The organism is Curtobacterium sp. UNCCL17 (assembly GCF_000686685.1).
In the GTDB taxonomy this organism is placed as follows: domain Bacteria; phylum Actinomycetota; class Actinomycetes; order Actinomycetales; family Microbacteriaceae; genus Curtobacterium; species Curtobacterium flaccumfaciens.
Genome location: NZ_JMLI01000024.1, coordinates 1 through 13,999, shown reverse-complemented (window position 1 = coordinate 13,999; position 13,999 = coordinate 1). Strand labels below are relative to the sequence as shown.

General features: G+C 67.4%; 18 protein-coding genes. 13 read left to right on the top strand and 5 right to left on the bottom strand.

Annotation, left to right across the window (positions count from 1 at the left end; translation table 11 throughout):
- Nucleotides 1-294, bottom strand: a 294-nt coding sequence (locus BR70_RS22755) for a recombinase family protein (RefSeq protein ID WP_027465149.1), incomplete at its 3' end; no start/stop codon positions are given.
- A gap of 439 nt (nucleotides 295-733) precedes the next feature.
- Between BR70_RS22755 and BR70_RS0104850 the strand changes: the two genes are divergently transcribed.
- The 4 genes from BR70_RS0104850 (at nucleotide 734) to BR70_RS23580 (ending at nucleotide 5,941) form a co-directional block, all read left to right on the top strand.
- Entirely contained in the window at nucleotides 734-1,738 is a 1,005-nt protein-coding gene (locus BR70_RS0104850) for a YdcF family protein (RefSeq protein ID WP_027465148.1), read from the top strand.
- 3 nt (nucleotides 1,739-1,741) lie between these two features.
- On the top strand, nucleotides 1,742-2,839 hold the full coding sequence (locus BR70_RS19595; RefSeq protein WP_051596650.1) for a VanZ family protein: 1,098 nt from the start codon (nucleotides 1,742-1,744) through the stop codon (nucleotides 2,837-2,839).
- Nucleotides 2,840-3,515: 676 nt separating this feature from the next.
- The gene (locus BR70_RS23115) at nucleotides 3,516-4,925 is read left to right on the top strand and encodes a hypothetical protein (protein WP_155896780.1); all 1,410 of its coding nucleotides are present in this window, start codon (nucleotides 3,516-3,518) and stop codon (nucleotides 4,923-4,925) included.
- Between the two features lie 533 nt (nucleotides 4,926-5,458).
- Nucleotides 5,459-5,941 carry a toll/interleukin-1 receptor domain-containing protein gene (locus BR70_RS23580; RefSeq protein WP_051596649.1) on the top strand — a complete coding sequence of 161 codons (483 nt, stop codon included), beginning with the start codon at nucleotides 5,459-5,461 and terminating at the stop codon, nucleotides 5,939-5,941.
- A gap of 180 nt (nucleotides 5,942-6,121) precedes the next feature.
- Here BR70_RS23580 and BR70_RS0104835 read toward each other — a convergent pair whose 3' ends face one another.
- Both BR70_RS0104835 and BR70_RS0104830 read right to left on the bottom strand, forming a co-directional pair.
- Nucleotides 6,122-6,403 (bottom strand): hypothetical protein, encoded by a 282-nt coding sequence (locus tag BR70_RS0104835; protein ID WP_155896779.1) that lies wholly within the window; start codon nucleotides 6,401-6,403, stop codon nucleotides 6,122-6,124.
- A 76-nt stretch (nucleotides 6,404-6,479) separates the two neighbouring features.
- Nucleotides 6,480-6,803, bottom strand: coding sequence for a hypothetical protein (locus BR70_RS0104830; RefSeq protein ID WP_027465146.1), 324 nt, complete (start codon nucleotides 6,801-6,803; stop codon nucleotides 6,480-6,482).
- A 106-nt stretch (nucleotides 6,804-6,909) separates the two neighbouring features.
- Between BR70_RS0104830 and BR70_RS19585 the strand changes: the two genes are divergently transcribed.
- Nucleotides 6,910-7,095: a hypothetical protein gene (locus BR70_RS19585; protein ID WP_035808181.1), complete on the top strand. Its 186-nt coding sequence runs from the start codon at nucleotides 6,910-6,912 to the stop codon at nucleotides 7,093-7,095.
- Nucleotides 7,096-7,325: 230 nt separating this feature from the next.
- Here BR70_RS19585 and BR70_RS19580 read toward each other — a convergent pair whose 3' ends face one another.
- Nucleotides 7,326-7,628 (bottom strand): hypothetical protein, encoded by a 303-nt coding sequence (locus BR70_RS19580; RefSeq protein WP_155896778.1) that lies wholly within the window; start codon nucleotides 7,626-7,628, stop codon nucleotides 7,326-7,328.
- Here BR70_RS19580 and BR70_RS0104810 point away from each other — a divergent pair.
- From BR70_RS0104810 to BR70_RS0104795, 3 genes are all read left to right on the top strand, one after another.
- Nucleotides 7,627-7,977 carry a hypothetical protein gene (locus BR70_RS0104810; protein WP_155896777.1) on the top strand — a complete coding sequence of 117 codons (351 nt, stop codon included), beginning with the start codon at nucleotides 7,627-7,629 and terminating at the stop codon, nucleotides 7,975-7,977. The genes BR70_RS19580 and BR70_RS0104810 overlap by 2 nt on opposite strands.
- 838 nt (nucleotides 7,978-8,815) lie before the next feature.
- On the top strand, nucleotides 8,816-9,211 hold the full coding sequence (locus BR70_RS0104800; RefSeq protein ID WP_027465141.1) for a DUF3846 domain-containing protein: 396 nt from the start codon (nucleotides 8,816-8,818) through the stop codon (nucleotides 9,209-9,211).
- 104 nt (nucleotides 9,212-9,315) lie between these two features.
- Nucleotides 9,316-10,797, top strand: coding sequence for a ParB/RepB/Spo0J family partition protein (locus BR70_RS0104795; protein ID WP_027465140.1), 1,482 nt, complete (start codon nucleotides 9,316-9,318; stop codon nucleotides 10,795-10,797).
- 246 nt (nucleotides 10,798-11,043) lie between these two features.
- On the opposite strand, the gene BR70_RS0104790 is transcribed toward BR70_RS0104795, so the two are convergent.
- Entirely contained in the window at nucleotides 11,044-11,394 is a 351-nt protein-coding gene (locus BR70_RS0104790) for a hypothetical protein (protein ID WP_027465139.1), read from the bottom strand.
- A gap of 307 nt (nucleotides 11,395-11,701) precedes the next feature.
- On the opposite strand from BR70_RS0104790, the gene BR70_RS0104785 reads away from it, so the two are divergent.
- The 5 genes from BR70_RS0104785 to BR70_RS19575 form a co-directional block, all read left to right on the top strand.
- The gene (locus BR70_RS0104785) at nucleotides 11,702-11,908 is read left to right on the top strand and encodes a hypothetical protein (RefSeq protein WP_027465138.1); all 207 of its coding nucleotides are present in this window, start codon (nucleotides 11,702-11,704) and stop codon (nucleotides 11,906-11,908) included.
- An 81-nt stretch (nucleotides 11,909-11,989) separates the two neighbouring features.
- Entirely contained in the window at nucleotides 11,990-12,541 is a 552-nt protein-coding gene (locus BR70_RS0104780; RefSeq protein ID WP_027465137.1) for an LPD29 domain-containing protein, read from the top strand.
- Nucleotides 12,542-12,637: 96 nt separating this feature from the next.
- Nucleotides 12,638-13,078: a hypothetical protein gene (locus BR70_RS0104775; RefSeq protein WP_027465136.1), complete on the top strand. Its 441-nt coding sequence runs from the start codon at nucleotides 12,638-12,640 to the stop codon at nucleotides 13,076-13,078.
- A 356-nt stretch (nucleotides 13,079-13,434) separates the two neighbouring features.
- Nucleotides 13,435-13,683 carry a glutaredoxin domain-containing protein gene (locus tag BR70_RS0104770; protein ID WP_027465135.1) on the top strand — a complete coding sequence of 83 codons (249 nt, stop codon included), beginning with the start codon at nucleotides 13,435-13,437 and terminating at the stop codon, nucleotides 13,681-13,683.
- Between the two features lie 5 nt (nucleotides 13,684-13,688).
- A partial coding sequence (locus BR70_RS19575) for a hypothetical protein (protein WP_155896776.1) occupies nucleotides 13,689-13,999 on the top strand: 311 nt, incomplete at its 3' end.

Here is a 13,999-nt window from a genome sequence, read left to right as displayed (position 1 = left end):
CCCGCCGAGGTTCAGGCGGACGCCACGTCGGGTCAGCTCGTCCGCGATGTCGGTCGCGTCCCTCAGTGATCGTGCGAGCCGGTCAAGCTTTGTGACGACCAGTGTGTCTCCTGGACGGCAGGCCGCCAGCGCTGATTTCAGGCCCGGGCGATCGCGCTTCGTTCCCGTCATGCCCTTGTCGGTGAACACGCGTTCCGCCGGTACGCCGAGCGCCACCAGGGCGTCGGTTTGCGCGGTGAGGTCCTGGCCGTCGGTCGAGACGCGGGCGTAGCCGAGTGTCCATCCGGTTTCCATGCTTGGAGTCTCGCATAGGGCACCGTCACCGGAACCTATTTCGGACTACCTATCTGAGACGTACTGTTGCCAGAGGTTCCGCGGGCCCGGCATCGAGCGCGAACCGTCTCGGTAGCCGACCGGCTAACGGACACGAGAGGGCGTCGCTAGCGTTCGAGCAGTGAAGGCTCCTAACGGCGATGATCGCCCAGCTCGTGCACGCTTCAACGTGCTCGCTGGCGGGATGTTGATAGCGATCGGTCTCGTCCTGCTCGTAGGCCGGTGGAACATCGTGGCCGGCGTCATCTTCACCTTCGTGGGCGCGGTGATGCTCCTAGCAGGATGGCTCTTCTCCTGGTCACGCAGGGACAGCTCCAGGCGATAGCCCAGCGAACGCGTCCGGTGGGCGATCCTCCAGCGGACGCGCGCCGTCCTGCCTGAAGCCTCTACGGTCGACAGCATGGTCCTCCTCGTCCTCGCAGCCGTTTGCGCGATCGTCTACGTGCTGCTGCGCCGGCGCGACCGTCGGATGCTCCGCAATGGCGTGCTGCTCCTCGGGGTCGTCGTGTTCGCTGTCCTCGGCGTCGTGGACGTCGTGCTGCAGCGGTTCCCGGCTGCGCAGGTGCTGCTCGTCGGCGCGATCCTGCTGTTCCCGGTCGGGGTGGTCGTGCTGGCCGGGTTCCTCGTCGCCAACGGCGTCAGGATGTTCCGGCGCGAGGGCCGTAGCCTCGGCAACCTTCTGTCGCTGATAGTGGGAGTGTTGCTGATCGGCGTCGTCGCGCTGTGCCTGACGCTGATCCGGTCCGGATCTACCGCCGCCGAAGCGGTGCTGCTGCTCGTCCTGGCCGTCGCCGGGTACGTCGGCGTCGTGTTCACGGTGTTCCTCCTCTACGCCCTCGTCTACGGCCACATCGACAAGCCCCGCACTGCCGACGTCGTGGTCATCCTCGGGTCCGGGCTTGTCCGGGGCTCGGTCCCGCCGCTACTGCGTTCCCGGCTCGACAAAGGGATCGAGGTGTGGCGTTACTCCGTCGCGCAGGGGCGTGAAACGATCCTGATCCCCTCGGGCGGCCAGGGTGCAGACGAACCCCGCCCCGAGGGTGAGGCGATGGCCGAGTACCTCATTGGACAAGGCGTACCCGAGACCGCAGTGCTACCCGAGACCCGGTCCCGGAACACGGACGAGAACCTGCGCTTCTCCCGCACCGTGCAGGAGGAGGCCGGGGTGTCGGGTGAGGTCGTCGTCGCCACGAGTGACTACCACGTGTTGCGTGCGGCGATGCTCGCGCGGAGCGTCGGCAGCGACGCCGAGGTCGTCGGCGCCCGCACCGCGCGCTACTACGTGCCGAGCGCGTTCCTCCGGGAGTTCGTTGCTGTCGTCGCTGCACACAGGACGGGTCACGCCGTCGCCCTCGCCGTGGTCGTGGCGCTCTCGGGCTGGCTCGCGGTCACCGCGGTACTCTGACGCATGTCGGCCACCGTGTTCCCCGCGTACGCGGCCGTCATCTTCGGCACCGCGCTCGCCCTGCTGCTGGTCATACCCTTCACCGCGATCCAGTACCGCCGACGCGGAGGGCTCACCGTCGGGATCGTCGTCCTGCACTTCCTGGTGCTGCTGTACCTCGTCGCGCTGCTGACCTACACGCTGCTGCCACTGCCACCGCGGACCGCCGACTTCTGCGCTGCGCGAGACGCCGGAGCGCAACTCGTCCCGGGGCGGTTCGTGTTCGACATCAGTCGCGAAGCAGGACTCCGCGGCGGCGGTGTCACCGCATACCTCCGCAACTCGGCGACACTGCAGGTGGTGTTCAACATTGCGCTGTTCATCCCGCTCGGGATGGTGCTGCGCTACTTCCGCCGCACTCCGGTTCTCGTCACGACGCTCATCGGCCTCGGAGCGTCGCTACTGATCGAGACAACCCAGATCACCGGAGACTGGTTCCTGTACCCATGCGCGTACCGCCTCTTTGACGTCGACGACCTCCTCGCAAACACTCTGGGCGCGTTTGTCGGGGCGTTCCTCGCCCCCGTACTCCGCGTGTTCCCCGGGCAGGAGCGGATGCGTCCGACCGATCCGCGGAAAGTCACGGTCCTGCGGCGGTGGCTCGGGATGTTATGCGACTGGATCGTCATCACCTTCGGCGCCCTCGCCGGCGCGTTCGTCCCCGTCGCGGCACAGGACGAACTGACCGGTGGCGTCGAGGCGTTCCTCCGCGGCAGCGCGAGCATCCTGCTCGTCGCGCTCCTACAGCTCGTCTGGGTCCTCGCGTCCGGTCGAACGATTGGCGAGACGATCGTGCGGCTTGAGCCCCAACCTCCCGCCCGGTTGCTGGGACGGCTGGTGCGCTGGCTCGCTGGTACCGGCGGGTACGCGCTCCTGTCGCTTGGTCAGGGCCCCGTCTGGGCGATAATCCTGGCGATCGGTGTCGTTGGTTCGGTCGTAGCCGTCATTGTCACCCGGAACCGGCGTGGTCTCGCTTACGTCATCGCACGCTGGGACGTCCAAGATGACCGAGAACAAGTCGAAGTCACGGCCCGCACTGCAAGGACTCCAAACGTCCGATAGCCGATCGGCTATCGAGACAACGTCGGGCGGGACTGATCGAGCCGGGAGGGTCACGATCGGTAGCCCTCCCAGCTCCGATCAGAGTCCGGGCGTAGGCGACGGTTGGGTATGGGATGAAGCCGAGGGAACCCTAGAGGGCTCGTGTCGCCGACGAGTTAGACGGTCCGAATCTGATCGATGACGAAGTGCACGCCAGCGCACCGGGCTGCCGCGTGCGCCGCGCGCCGATCTTCGTCTCTCTAGGCCCCAGCGTCCGTGGAGCCATTTGCCTTAGCCGTTTTTATTCGATATATTCACATCGGTGGTGGTCCTTCGGGTTGGACCCCGCTCACTCCGCTGGGCCGTCTCTTTGAGCGATCCAACGCGCTCCTTGAGTGACCCAGCGCAGTGAGAGCCCCGGCGGTCGACGTACTTCATTGCGTCGGGGCTCTGCCCTTGCGGACGCTTCAATCCAGTGGCGCACCTGGGGGGTCGCTTTACCTACGGCCGACAGAACCTGATCCGATATATCCGTCTAATACAAAGTCGCACCGGTGTACCGAGCCATGCCCTGGCGCCCTCGGGGGGGCGAGTGGCGAACACCACGCGAGGCACCCATCCCGCGGCTACACTCGCAGCCACCCGTCGCGTGATTGAGGCGTCTGCCACAGCAACTCCCCTCAGATTGAGACAACCCATGTACCAGAAGACATCGCGTCGCACGCGCGTCCTAGCGCTCGGCCTGGCCGCCGCCGGCCTCACCGGCACGTTCACGCTGGCGGGCCCCACAGCCGCAAACGCCGCTCCTTTGGAGTACTGGTTCGCGAGCGGCTGCATTGGAGCAGTCGCCGACACGTCGAACCCAAGCCCGTACAACTACTTCGCCATGTCGGAACTCTCGTACCTGCCAGGGCACGAGTGCCAAGTCATCATCACGGACGAAGACAGTGGTACTGAAGTCGCCGACGTCTCGATGCGAGGCAAGCCGACGGTTATCTTCCTGCCAGACGCAGGGACATATCACTTCGAGTTTCGAGATGTTACCTTCCAGAATGTCTTAGAGGGGAGCTTCACACTGCCCGCAGCTGCGGCGCCCGATATCGACGCGTTCACCACCGGTACCGACTGCCGCATCGGCGACACCCGTCGAACGCTGATGGTCCCGGGGAACACCGGCGAAGAGTCGCTCGACACGACGTGGACCTTCGCGCAACCTTCACCCGCCTGTGCCTACAACCCGAGTGCCGATCTGTCCGTTGCCGCTCGTGCGCTCGTCGCAGTTCAAAGCGAGACGCCAGCAACTCTGACAGCGACGGTGTCGTCTCAGCCGCACCCAAACAATGTTGACTACAGCATCGAGGTGTCGAATCCGTCCCTCATCCCCTATACGTTCAGCGTGAACGAAGCTGGCGGGGCAGTTCCCATCACCTGCCCTGAGGCCGTCATCACGCCAGGGGCCACGATCACCTGCACCGGGCGTTACGCGTTCACGTCGGCAGACGATCAAGCTCAGTCGGTGGAGCATCAGTTCATCGTCACTGGCGCTGACGTGGGTGTCCCCGGACGCGTGGGTGAAACGGGGCAGTCCGCTACTGCCTCGACGGCTCCTGTTGTCACCGCCATTACGCCACCACCGTCACTAAAGGGCCAGGCGCTCGATGCCGCGGTCGGTACCGCTTATGAGTATCAGTACGCCCTCGCGGGAGGGGGGAACGTGACCCTCAAAGCAGGCGACCTTCCGCCAGGTCTCACGCTAACTCCGGGCGGCAGGCTTGTAGGCACGCCATCAGGTGCGGGGACGTTCGCATTCACGCTGACGACTTCAAACAGCCGGGGCTCGCAAGACCTCGATGACTCGCTCGTCGTCGCGGCCGCCGCGATCGCTCCGCCATTGCCGACACCGACACCGACACCGACACCGACAACAAGTCCATCACCTGATGCAAGCCACGCCCCGGTCGGCTTGGTCGACTCAGGCAGCAACGGCACGCTCGCAGCGACCGGGACCGACCCGACCCGACCGCTCCTGATCACCGGCACGTTGCTCGCCGCTGGTCTCGCTCTGCTCATCCTTGCGCGCAGGGTCAGAACCGTCCGGCGGCCATAATCGGCGAAGGACCCGTGCGACGGGTGCGCTCTGCTAGGCGCATCCCACTGATCCAGGTGTCCAGATGCGGGCTCAACCCGCCCGCTGAACCATCGGATATCGGTGCGGGCTGCTCGTAGGCTTGCTGGGTGATCGCGCGAGTTCTTGGTTCTGGTCGTCCGCTCGTTGCCTGGTGATCCGCACCCAAGAGGAACGCTCCCCTGAATAGGCCCGTCATCAGGGGATTGTCCGGGACGGACGCCGCGTCGGTGGTCCCGGATAGAGTCACTGACATGTCGTACTGCACAGCGCCCGTTCGGGGCCACCGGTCGGCCACAGCTGCGGAGGCGTGCCCCGCATGCCGCAGTGGCAGCCGCAACTACTACCGAACCCCCAGCTACCCGTCCTATGCCGCGCCGAGCGTGCCTGTCCGCAGGAGCGGCGCTCTCAGCGGCGGCAGCAGGGGTGGTAGTGGAGGCTCCACCCGCCCGAAGTGGCAGCCGAAGGGATCCACGGCCTCGTACACCCCGCAGCAGGTTCGTGACCTGCAGCCGGTGCGCACCGCGGTCCTGCAGCGACCACAAGACCACGACGTGTTCCTCTGCCACGCCTGGCCGGACCGGCAGGCAGACGCGAAGGACGTTTACGACATGCTCTGTGACGAGGACGTGTCGGTCTGGTTCAGCGAGGTATCGCTGCGTCCGGGGACGGACATGCGAGTCGCGATCGACAAGGGTCTCGTGAGTTCGCGCATGGGGATCGTGCTGGTGACTCCCGCGATGCTCGAGAAGCTCAGCACAGATCGCAGCATCGCCAGCAACGAGCTCAGCGCCCTGCTGCGCCGGAACCTGCTCGTTCCCGTCATGCACGGCGTGACCTTCGAGCAGCTCGACCAGGTGAGCCCTACGCTCGCCTCACGCGGAGGGTTCAACACCGCTGAGGAGCCGATGGAGAACATCGTGCAGAAGATCGCTGAGCTTGTCGGCGTCCTCCACGAGGAAGAGGCGGACGAGCTCAGCATGGCGACTGCCCGATAGCTGACCTCAGAACACGTAAGCACCCCGGTTGGCGAATAGCTGACCGGGGTGCTTCGTTTGGACGGTGTGGGGGAGACCCTGCTTCGCAGGGGGCGCCCTGCCTTCGCTTCGCTGCGTGCAGGCCATCGGCGGGCCCGTGCCTAGTTGCGGGCGTCGACTGCCTGAACGTGCCGGGTGCGGTTAGCGAGGGAGGCGGGCGTGGAGTTCCTGGATCATCGAGTCGGGGAACAGGGCGTACAGCAGTGCACCGTCCCACTCACGGCCGCCCATTTTGCGGTGGTTTTCGAGTTCGTCAGCTGAGACGTTGGCGTCACGGATGAGGGCGCCGGCGGCGTCGTCGACGTAGCCGGCCTGGATCTCGTTGTCGGCACCGGGTGAACCGTGTGGGGAGGTCCGCAGGATGCGGGCGAGGCTTTCGAGGATCATCACGGCGTCGGCTGCGGTGCGTTCTGAACTACTCATCACTCCAGCATGCCAACCTGGCCCCGCGGCTAGGGCGACTCGCCGAGGCCCGCCGAAGCTCGCACTCTGCGCTAAGTCAGCGCGACGAAGCTATCCAGCGGCCGCGACCGGTCCCGAGGAAACTCGAGCGGAGAGCGTCATCGGTGGCGCGAGTGCGGACCTCGATCTCGACGGCATACTCCGGTTCGGGGTCCTCGCCGACGAAGTGCCAGACCGAGATCACCTTCGGAGCGTCCGCGGCGGAGATGGCGAGCAAGCTGTCAGGGTCGACCTTGGTGTCGTTCAGGACGACAATCTCGCCGACGTGCGGGAGCACAGCCCCTGTATGAGCGGGGAGCTCGAGGAAACCGGCGATCTCGGTGTTTCGCATGACTCGCAAACGGGGCGTGAACTGGAGCATGACAGCTGCCTTCCTGTTGGTGCCAGGGACAGCACTTCTCGCGCCCCCACGCACCTTCCAGGGTAACGACCTCCATCCCTATCTGCCGTGAGTACGCTCACGCCTCGTGGACGATGAGCTCGAGGGGTTGCAGTGGCTCACCGTCGACGAGCTCGCAGCTGAACGCCGGCGTGCAATCAAGCAGTTGAACCTCCTCGATCATTCTGCGGCAGGGTTCTGGGAGTCGGAGGCTGCGTTGCAGCGCACGCTCGCACTCATCGCGCTGGTGCAGGACGAGCGACGTCACCGCTAAGCAGGACGTTGGATTAGGAGCCGAGTGCTGCCTGGGCTGCTTTGCAGCTGGGGCACCAGTCGACGTCGTCCGTTGAGCAGTCCCATCCGTACGATTCCGCGTGGCCGCGGGCGCCGTGGTAGCTGACCGCGTTAGGGCCGATCAGGGCGAGCTTTTCGCTGCACTGGTAGCCATCGCAGGTGAGCACGACCGCGGGGTGGATTGCCATGCCGTCTCGTCTCTTGCCGACGTCAGGCGTCGACGGTGATGCCGAGGCTGATCCACCCGTCGGGGATCGACTGCAGGTACGCCGCCAGGGCGGCGTCGTAGTTCGGCCCGGACGCTTCGTGCGGCTGGATCTCGGTCGACCGGGCGACGGCGCGGACGGTGATGTTCCCGGCCGCGGTCGAGCTCAGCGTGTTCGTCTGCACGACCTCGTACCCGCTGCGCTCCAGGCCGTCGACGGCGCGGGCCCGGGCGGTGCTCTGGTCGTCCGCGTGGCCGTCGGCGGTGATGGTGTTCGTGGAGCGGATCGTGCCGCGGACGGTGGTCATGGATCCATCCTCGCAGCGCGATCCGACACCGACGGTGTCGGCGGCCGCGGTCATCATCGGTGGCATGCCCGAACACCGGTGGGCGCCACCCATCCACCCCGATCCGCCCGAGGACCAGCCGCTCGGCATCGACGCTCCGCCTGCGCCGGAGAAGGTGTCTGGCTACCCGGCGGTGTGGGTGCGGGTGGAGTTCACCCGGTCGGGCCTGCAGACCTGTCCCGGCTTCGTGGAGCAGGCGGACGGCGACGTCGTCTACGTGCAGCTCGTGCACATGGGCTTCGTGCACCACGTGTGGTTACCCATCGACCGGATCAAGAAGCGTGCTCTGAAGCCACAGGGGCGCCGCTGATGGGTCAACGCCGGCGCGGCCGCTGGGTGCCCGAGGAAGCCGTGTCGCTGCCAGCAGACGCTCGCGGCGGGCCGGTGGGCGACGTCGTGCCGCCGGCGCCCGTGCACGCGTGGATCCGCACCTACCGCGGCGTCGATCGCCGGGTTGAAGCGAAGGCGATCGCCGCGACCGGCGACGCGGTCCTGATCGAGTGGGGGAGTGGCCAAGCAGCGACCGCAGCGTGGGTGTGGCGGGCGGCTGTGAAGCACCGCACGGAGGTCTCAGCGACGTCATAGCCGCCGCCGGTTGCCGACGTCGGAGGTCGTGCGTACCGTGATGGTCTGCGTCCGGACCATTCCCCCCAGTGGCTTCGGGCGCCCGCGGCTCGAGCAGCCCCCCAATTCGCTCGAGCTGCAGCCGGCCCCGGTCTGTTCCCCCAACAGGCCGGGGCCGCTTCACGTTCGCTGGCCTCTGCGCGCCGGCGAGCTCCTCGAGCACGCAGGATCTCAGCGGACCGCCGGCGGCGGCCTGTCCTGGTCTGAGCGGGCCGCCTTCGGCGGGCTGATCTTGTCCGAGGGGAGCCGGCAAGCCGGCCAGTGCTTGTCGAACCCCAAGGGGTTCGTTGTTTGCCCGGGAAGCCTTCGGCGATTGTACGGACGAGGTTCCGGGCCGCAAGCCGTCGCCACCGCCGCACGCGAGAACTTTCGACCGGCGCCGTCGTGCTCATCTCCTCCGTCAATGGACGGCGCCGGTCGAAACTTCTCGGAGCGTCGCCGCTTTGGGCTTGCACCCCGGCTCCTCGTCCTATCGGCACTACGTGCCTTCCCGGGCAAACAACGAAAGGGAGAGGAAGCAGGAAATGAAGTTGATGGGTATTCGAGCGACCGCAGATGGTGCGGTTGAAGGCGTCGTCGTGAACGCGGCGCAGTCCACCCTGCAGGGCACGCGGGAGCAGATCGGGTGCCGCCTGGTGGACGTGGTCCGCCTCGACGGCCGGATCGACGCGTGGATCGATGACGAGGGCATGTACGCGGGGGAGCGCAACGACCTCGCCACCGTCGCGGCGGTTGCTCTCGGGCGTTCCCGGGCGGCGTCGCCGCTGTACGGGACGGTCCTGTTCCTGACCTACGACGAAGCCGGGGACACCCGGTCGCTGTCACCGGATCAGTACACGGCCGTCATGCGCGCCTTCCAGCACGCACGTACGGCGCTCACCCGGGCGGAAGCGCTGTCCACAGTGTTCCGCCAGCAGTAACACCCAGCAGTCCCACCCATAGAAAAGACCGGGTGCGGAATTCCTGACAACTCGTAATTGCCAGGACCCGCACCCGGTCACTACCGGAAAGCGTAGCAAACGAAATGACTCTGACCGAGAACATCACCGTCACCCACCTGACCGACCAGCCCCAGCCCGAAACGGCCGCCGTCGAGGCCCCACCGGCCGCGGCCGGGGTGGCCCTGGTGGAGGTCGCCGCGACCGATGTGGTGATCGAGGACAACGTCCGCACCGCGGCCGACCTCGACCCCGCATTCCTGGCCTCCGTGAAGCGCCACGGGGTGCTCCTGCCGACCATCGGCTACCGGAACACCGACGGGGCCGTGGTGGTCCGTGACGGCCAGATGCGCGTCCTCGCCGCCCGCGAGGCCGGGACCACCGTCCCGGTGTTCGTCACGGCCCGAGGGGACAGCAATGCCGCGCGGATCGCGGAGCAGTTGGTCGCCAACGAGCGCCGCACCGCCCTGACGGACGGCGACCGCCTGGCGGCGTACCGCCAGTTGGAAATCGAGGGCCTGTCGGTCACCGCGATCGCCCGCGAGACAGGCACGAAGCGTGACGCCGTGAAGCAGACCCTGACCGTCGCGAAGTCGGACGCGGCGGCCACGGCCGTCGCGTCCGGGCAGGCGACGTTCACCCAGGCGCTGCTGCTGGCCGAGTTCGACGGCGACGACGAAGCGGTCACCGAACTGACGGAGTGGATTGCAGAAGGGTACGACGATGACGAACTGGCCCACGTCGCTGCGCGCCTCCGCCGTGACCGGGAGCGTGCCGCCGCGGTGGACGCGCTCACCGCGGAACTGACCGCAGCGGGCAAGCGGGTTGTGACCGATGACGACGACTACGCGCCGCTGTCCCGGTTCACCAACGCCAGTGACGACGTGATCGCCTACGACGACCGAACCCCGATCACCGAGGACGAGCACGCCGAGTGCCCCGGCGCGGCGTACGAGGTGCGACAGTACGGCGAGGTCGTCGCCGTTCCCGTGTGCGCGACACCGAACGCTCACACGCTCCGCGTCGGGCGCATCGGCGTCCCGACGTCGGCCCCGGCTGAGCCGACGTCCGACGCGGACGCCGAAGCCGAGGCCGAGGAACGCAAGGCCGCACGTCGGCTGCTGGTTGCCAACAACAAGGCTTGGGACGCGGCCGACGACGTGCGCCGCGAGTGGATCGCGGGCCTGTTGCAGCGGAAGAACGCGCCGAAGGACGCCGCCCGGTTCCTGGCTGTCGCGCTCACGCGCCACGCCAACACCCGGTACGCCTCCGGCGTGGTGAGCGCCCGCGGTCTGCTCGGCATCGAATCGAGCGGGTGGGACGGCGACACGCTCTCCCAGTGGGTCGAGCAGCACCCCACGAAGGGACTGCACATGGCCCTCACCGTGGTGTTCGCCGGGTTCGAGAACACGGCGAACCGTGAGTGGTGGCGCACCCCCGACGCCGACTCCCGCGGCTACCTGAGCCAGTTGGCCGCGTGGGGGTACCCGCTCAGCCCGGTCGAGAAGATCGCCGCAGGCATCCAGCCCGAGCCGACCGACCAGGACGAGGACGCCGCTGCCGAGTAGGTGAACCGGCGTGGGGGTCGCAACCAGCGGCTCCCACGCCCACCCGGCACCGGTTCGTGTCGCATCCCGGCCTGGATATGTCCCAACCCGGCCCACAGGTGTCCCATCGGGCCGTCCTGGTGTCCGTGGGCCGCGCGACGGCTGCGCCGCCGCGGCAAGGGGCTCCGCCCCCTCCCCGACCCCGGCGCTGCTCGACGGAGCTCGCAGCGCGACGACACCGCAGAGCGGCGCCGCGATCAAGAGCGCTCAGGGGGAGACGAGATCCCCGGCTGTCGACGTCGACTCACGGGGGCGGGTGATCCAGGCGAGCTGATGGTCGTCGCAGAACCGGCCCGGGAGCTCGTCGCCCGTGTCGAGGTCGACCGGTTCCCATGCCTCCGGTTCCGCCGGATCGGTGCACCCGTCGACGTCGCAGGGCACCAGGTCCGCCGGCTGCACCCAGAACGAGTGCAGCACCTCGATGGAGCGACCAAGGACGTGGTCGACGCTGGCGGGCTCGGAGGCCGGGGGAGTGGGGTCGTCCTGCTCGAGCAGGACATCGATCGGGTTGTCCTGGTTCCTGGGCCGGCCCTTCCGAGCACCGCGGCGAGATCTCATGCCCCGGATGCTGCCAGCAGCACCGACCCCCGCCCTGCCGGACCCGCCGGGACCAGGTGCGTCCAGAGCTTCTAAGAGGAGCCGGCTTCGCCGGCGCTGTGGGGCCTGCGGCCCGTTTCTTTGCCGTGAAGCCTTCGGCAGCGTACGGACGATCACCCGGAATGCAACCGGCTTTCGCGGCATAAACGGCCCCTCCCCGCAAGCGGGTCCCCTCCATATATTCCACGACCGGTTGCATTCCGGGCGCTCGTCCTAGCGGCGACAAGTCGCCTTCACGGCAAAAAAACGAGAGGGAGAGGAAGAACAAATGCGATACCAGATCGAGACCATTGTTACCGCGGTCAGTAAGGCGGACGACGCAACGGAAGCGAGGACGGCGGCCCTGCGAGAGCGGGCCGCGGAACTCAAGACCGCGGCGTCGCTGGGTTGGACGCTCACGAACACCGCTGTCCTGGAGGGCATCGAACTCGCGACGTTCGTCGACACGATCACCTACACGCCGCCCGCGGAGTGACCAACGCGGGAGGGGACGAACCGTAATCGCCCCCTCCCGCTCCACCCATCATCACCGATCGAACCCACCGAAGGGCACCCCATGACCACCGCCATCATTCCGACCAAGGACGTCGCGGCGCTGCTCCGCAAGGAGCTCCGTAGCCGGTTCCCGGGCGTGAAGTTCTCCGTCCGCTGCTCCACCGGCACCGCGTCGGCATGGATCAACGTCCACCACGAGGACGGCCCCACCAGTGCGCAGGTGGACGAGATCTGCGGCAAGTACGAGGGCCGCTCGTTCGACGGGATGACCGACACATACACCGACCACGGCACCACCCTGGTTGCCGGGAAGCCGGGCGAGATGCCGACCGAAGTCCTGTACGGCTGCGACGGCATCAACACCGCCCGCGACTTCACCCCCGCCGGGAACCTCGCCGCCCAGCGCATCGTCCGCGAGTCCAGCAACATGCCGCACCTGATCCTCTGCGACGACGCCGGCGAGCTCGTCGAGGGCCGCGACATCACCGATGGCCAGGGCTGCGAGTTCAACGACGGACACCACGCCTGGGACCGGCCGCAACTCTCGGCCTGGTCCGCGGTCCGGTTCCTGCTCCAGCACACCGACCTCACCCCGGCACCAGCACGCCAGTAGTGGGCAGGCCGCGCCGCCGATAGCGACGGCGGCGCGGCCCTCACGCACGACCCCAGACCAGAAGCCGCCCCCGAACTCTAGAGAGCCGCACCCCTCATGCACATCACCTACGAACGCCCTACCACCATCGGCGAGCAGATCGACCCGGCAGCACCCGCCGCGGACCTCGACCCGACCGGCGCCGAGTGCGCAGCAACGACGTACGACGTCGGCGGCCTCGAATGGCACTGCACCCGCCGTCCCGGACACACCGACGACGAACACCGAGCCGCGTTCGGCGTCCACGGCGGCGGACCCACCGGCGAAGTCGGCTTCGCCTGGCAGTACGAGTGGGGCGGGGCCGGGCACGGCCCGTCCTCCACCGACCCCATCACCACGGTCACCGTGACCGTGTCGTTCCCGTCGACGGCGTGGACGAACGAGCAGCTGCCCGAAGCGATCGCCGACGAGATCCGCTCCGTGTTCTGGGAGTGCGACCACGACGACGTCACCGTGGCCACCACCGCGACGAGCACCCCGCACCCCGTCACAGGCTGAGCCGCGGACGACGGCGGCTGTCTCCGACATGGTCAAAAGCGCCGGGACGACACAGTTTAGGAATGCGCGGCCCGCTATTGCTATCGGGTGACGGTAATAGCAGCACGGCGTTCATGCTCCTGGGGATTCCCAGCCCTCCCGCTGTTATCGATGCCCCAGCCGTAGGTTCGTAAACGTCATGCCCTGGTGCCAAACAATGCAGGCGCATAGGTTGCCAACAGGTGTGCCGACCGGCAGAAAAAGGGTCAAAGAATGTGCGGAAAAGGGTACCGATATAGGCCCGCGAGTTATAGAATAGAAGCATGCAACGGGGGAGGGGCCCCCACCGCATCACAATCTTTCGGAAGGTGATTTCGATGAGCATCACGGTTTACACCAAGTCCGGGTTCTGCGGCATGTGCAAGGCCACCGAGCGCGCTCTCGCCTCCGCCGGCATCGAGTACACCGAGGTGATCCTCGACGACGTCGACCAGGCGCAGATCGAAGAGTGGAAGACCACCCTCGGCACCAACGCCCCGATCGTCGTCACCGACACGGAGACCGGTTCCTGGAGCGGCTTCCGCCCCGACAAGATCGGCGAACTCGCCTCGAGCGCGGCCGCGTGATGACGATGACCCTCGAGCGTCCGACCACCATCCGTCCCGACATCATCCAGCCCGAGACCCGAGCTGCCGTCGACGAGCTCTACGCCGGCGACACCGTGGCCGCGTTCCGAGCCATCGACGCCGCCACCGCCGACCCCACCGAGAACGTTCGCGAGTGGGAACTCAGCGACGAGCAGCGAAAGGTCTACGAGGCCGGCTACATGGTCGGGTTCCAGATGGCCGCCCCGGAGCTCATGGCCGAGGTCCTCGAGCTGCGGGCCCGCCTCGAGCAGGCCGAGCACGACGCCGACCGGTACTACGCCGAGATGTGCCGCCG

Excerpts from the sequence above, each read along its gene's own strand:
- BR70_RS0104790 (WP_027465139.1), bottom strand. The coding sequence starts at position 11,394 with ATGAGATCTCGCCGCGGTGCTCGGAAGGGCCGGCCCAGGAACCAGGAC.
- BR70_RS0104795 (WP_027465140.1), top strand. The coding sequence starts at position 9,316 with ATGACTCTGACCGAGAACATCACCGTCACCCACCTGACCGACCAGCCC.
- BR70_RS0104775 (WP_027465136.1), top strand. The coding sequence starts at position 12,638 with ATGCACATCACCTACGAACGCCCTACCACCATCGGCGAGCAGATCGAC.
- BR70_RS23115 (WP_155896780.1), top strand. The coding sequence starts at position 3,516 with ATGTACCAGAAGACATCGCGTCGCACGCGCGTCCTAGCGCTCGGCCTG.
- BR70_RS0104850 (WP_027465148.1), top strand. The coding sequence starts at position 734 with ATGGTCCTCCTCGTCCTCGCAGCCGTTTGCGCGATCGTCTACGTGCTG.
- BR70_RS19580 (WP_155896778.1), bottom strand. The coding sequence starts at position 7,628 with ATGACCACCGTCCGCGGCACGATCCGCTCCACGAACACCATCACCGCC.
- BR70_RS0104785 (WP_027465138.1), top strand. The coding sequence starts at position 11,702 with ATGCGATACCAGATCGAGACCATTGTTACCGCGGTCAGTAAGGCGGAC.
- BR70_RS19595 (WP_051596650.1), top strand. The coding sequence starts at position 1,742 with ATGTCGGCCACCGTGTTCCCCGCGTACGCGGCCGTCATCTTCGGCACC.
- BR70_RS0104780 (WP_027465137.1), top strand. The coding sequence starts at position 11,990 with ATGACCACCGCCATCATTCCGACCAAGGACGTCGCGGCGCTGCTCCGC.
- BR70_RS0104835 (WP_155896779.1), bottom strand. The coding sequence starts at position 6,403 with ATGAGTAGTTCAGAACGCACCGCAGCCGACGCCGTGATGATCCTCGAA.
- BR70_RS0104800 (WP_027465141.1), top strand. The coding sequence starts at position 8,816 with ATGAAGTTGATGGGTATTCGAGCGACCGCAGATGGTGCGGTTGAAGGC.
- BR70_RS0104810 (WP_155896777.1), top strand. The coding sequence starts at position 7,627 with ATGGATCCATCCTCGCAGCGCGATCCGACACCGACGGTGTCGGCGGCC.
- BR70_RS0104770 (WP_027465135.1), top strand. The coding sequence starts at position 13,435 with ATGAGCATCACGGTTTACACCAAGTCCGGGTTCTGCGGCATGTGCAAG.
- BR70_RS0104830 (WP_027465146.1), bottom strand. The coding sequence starts at position 6,803 with ATGCTCCAGTTCACGCCCCGTTTGCGAGTCATGCGAAACACCGAGATC.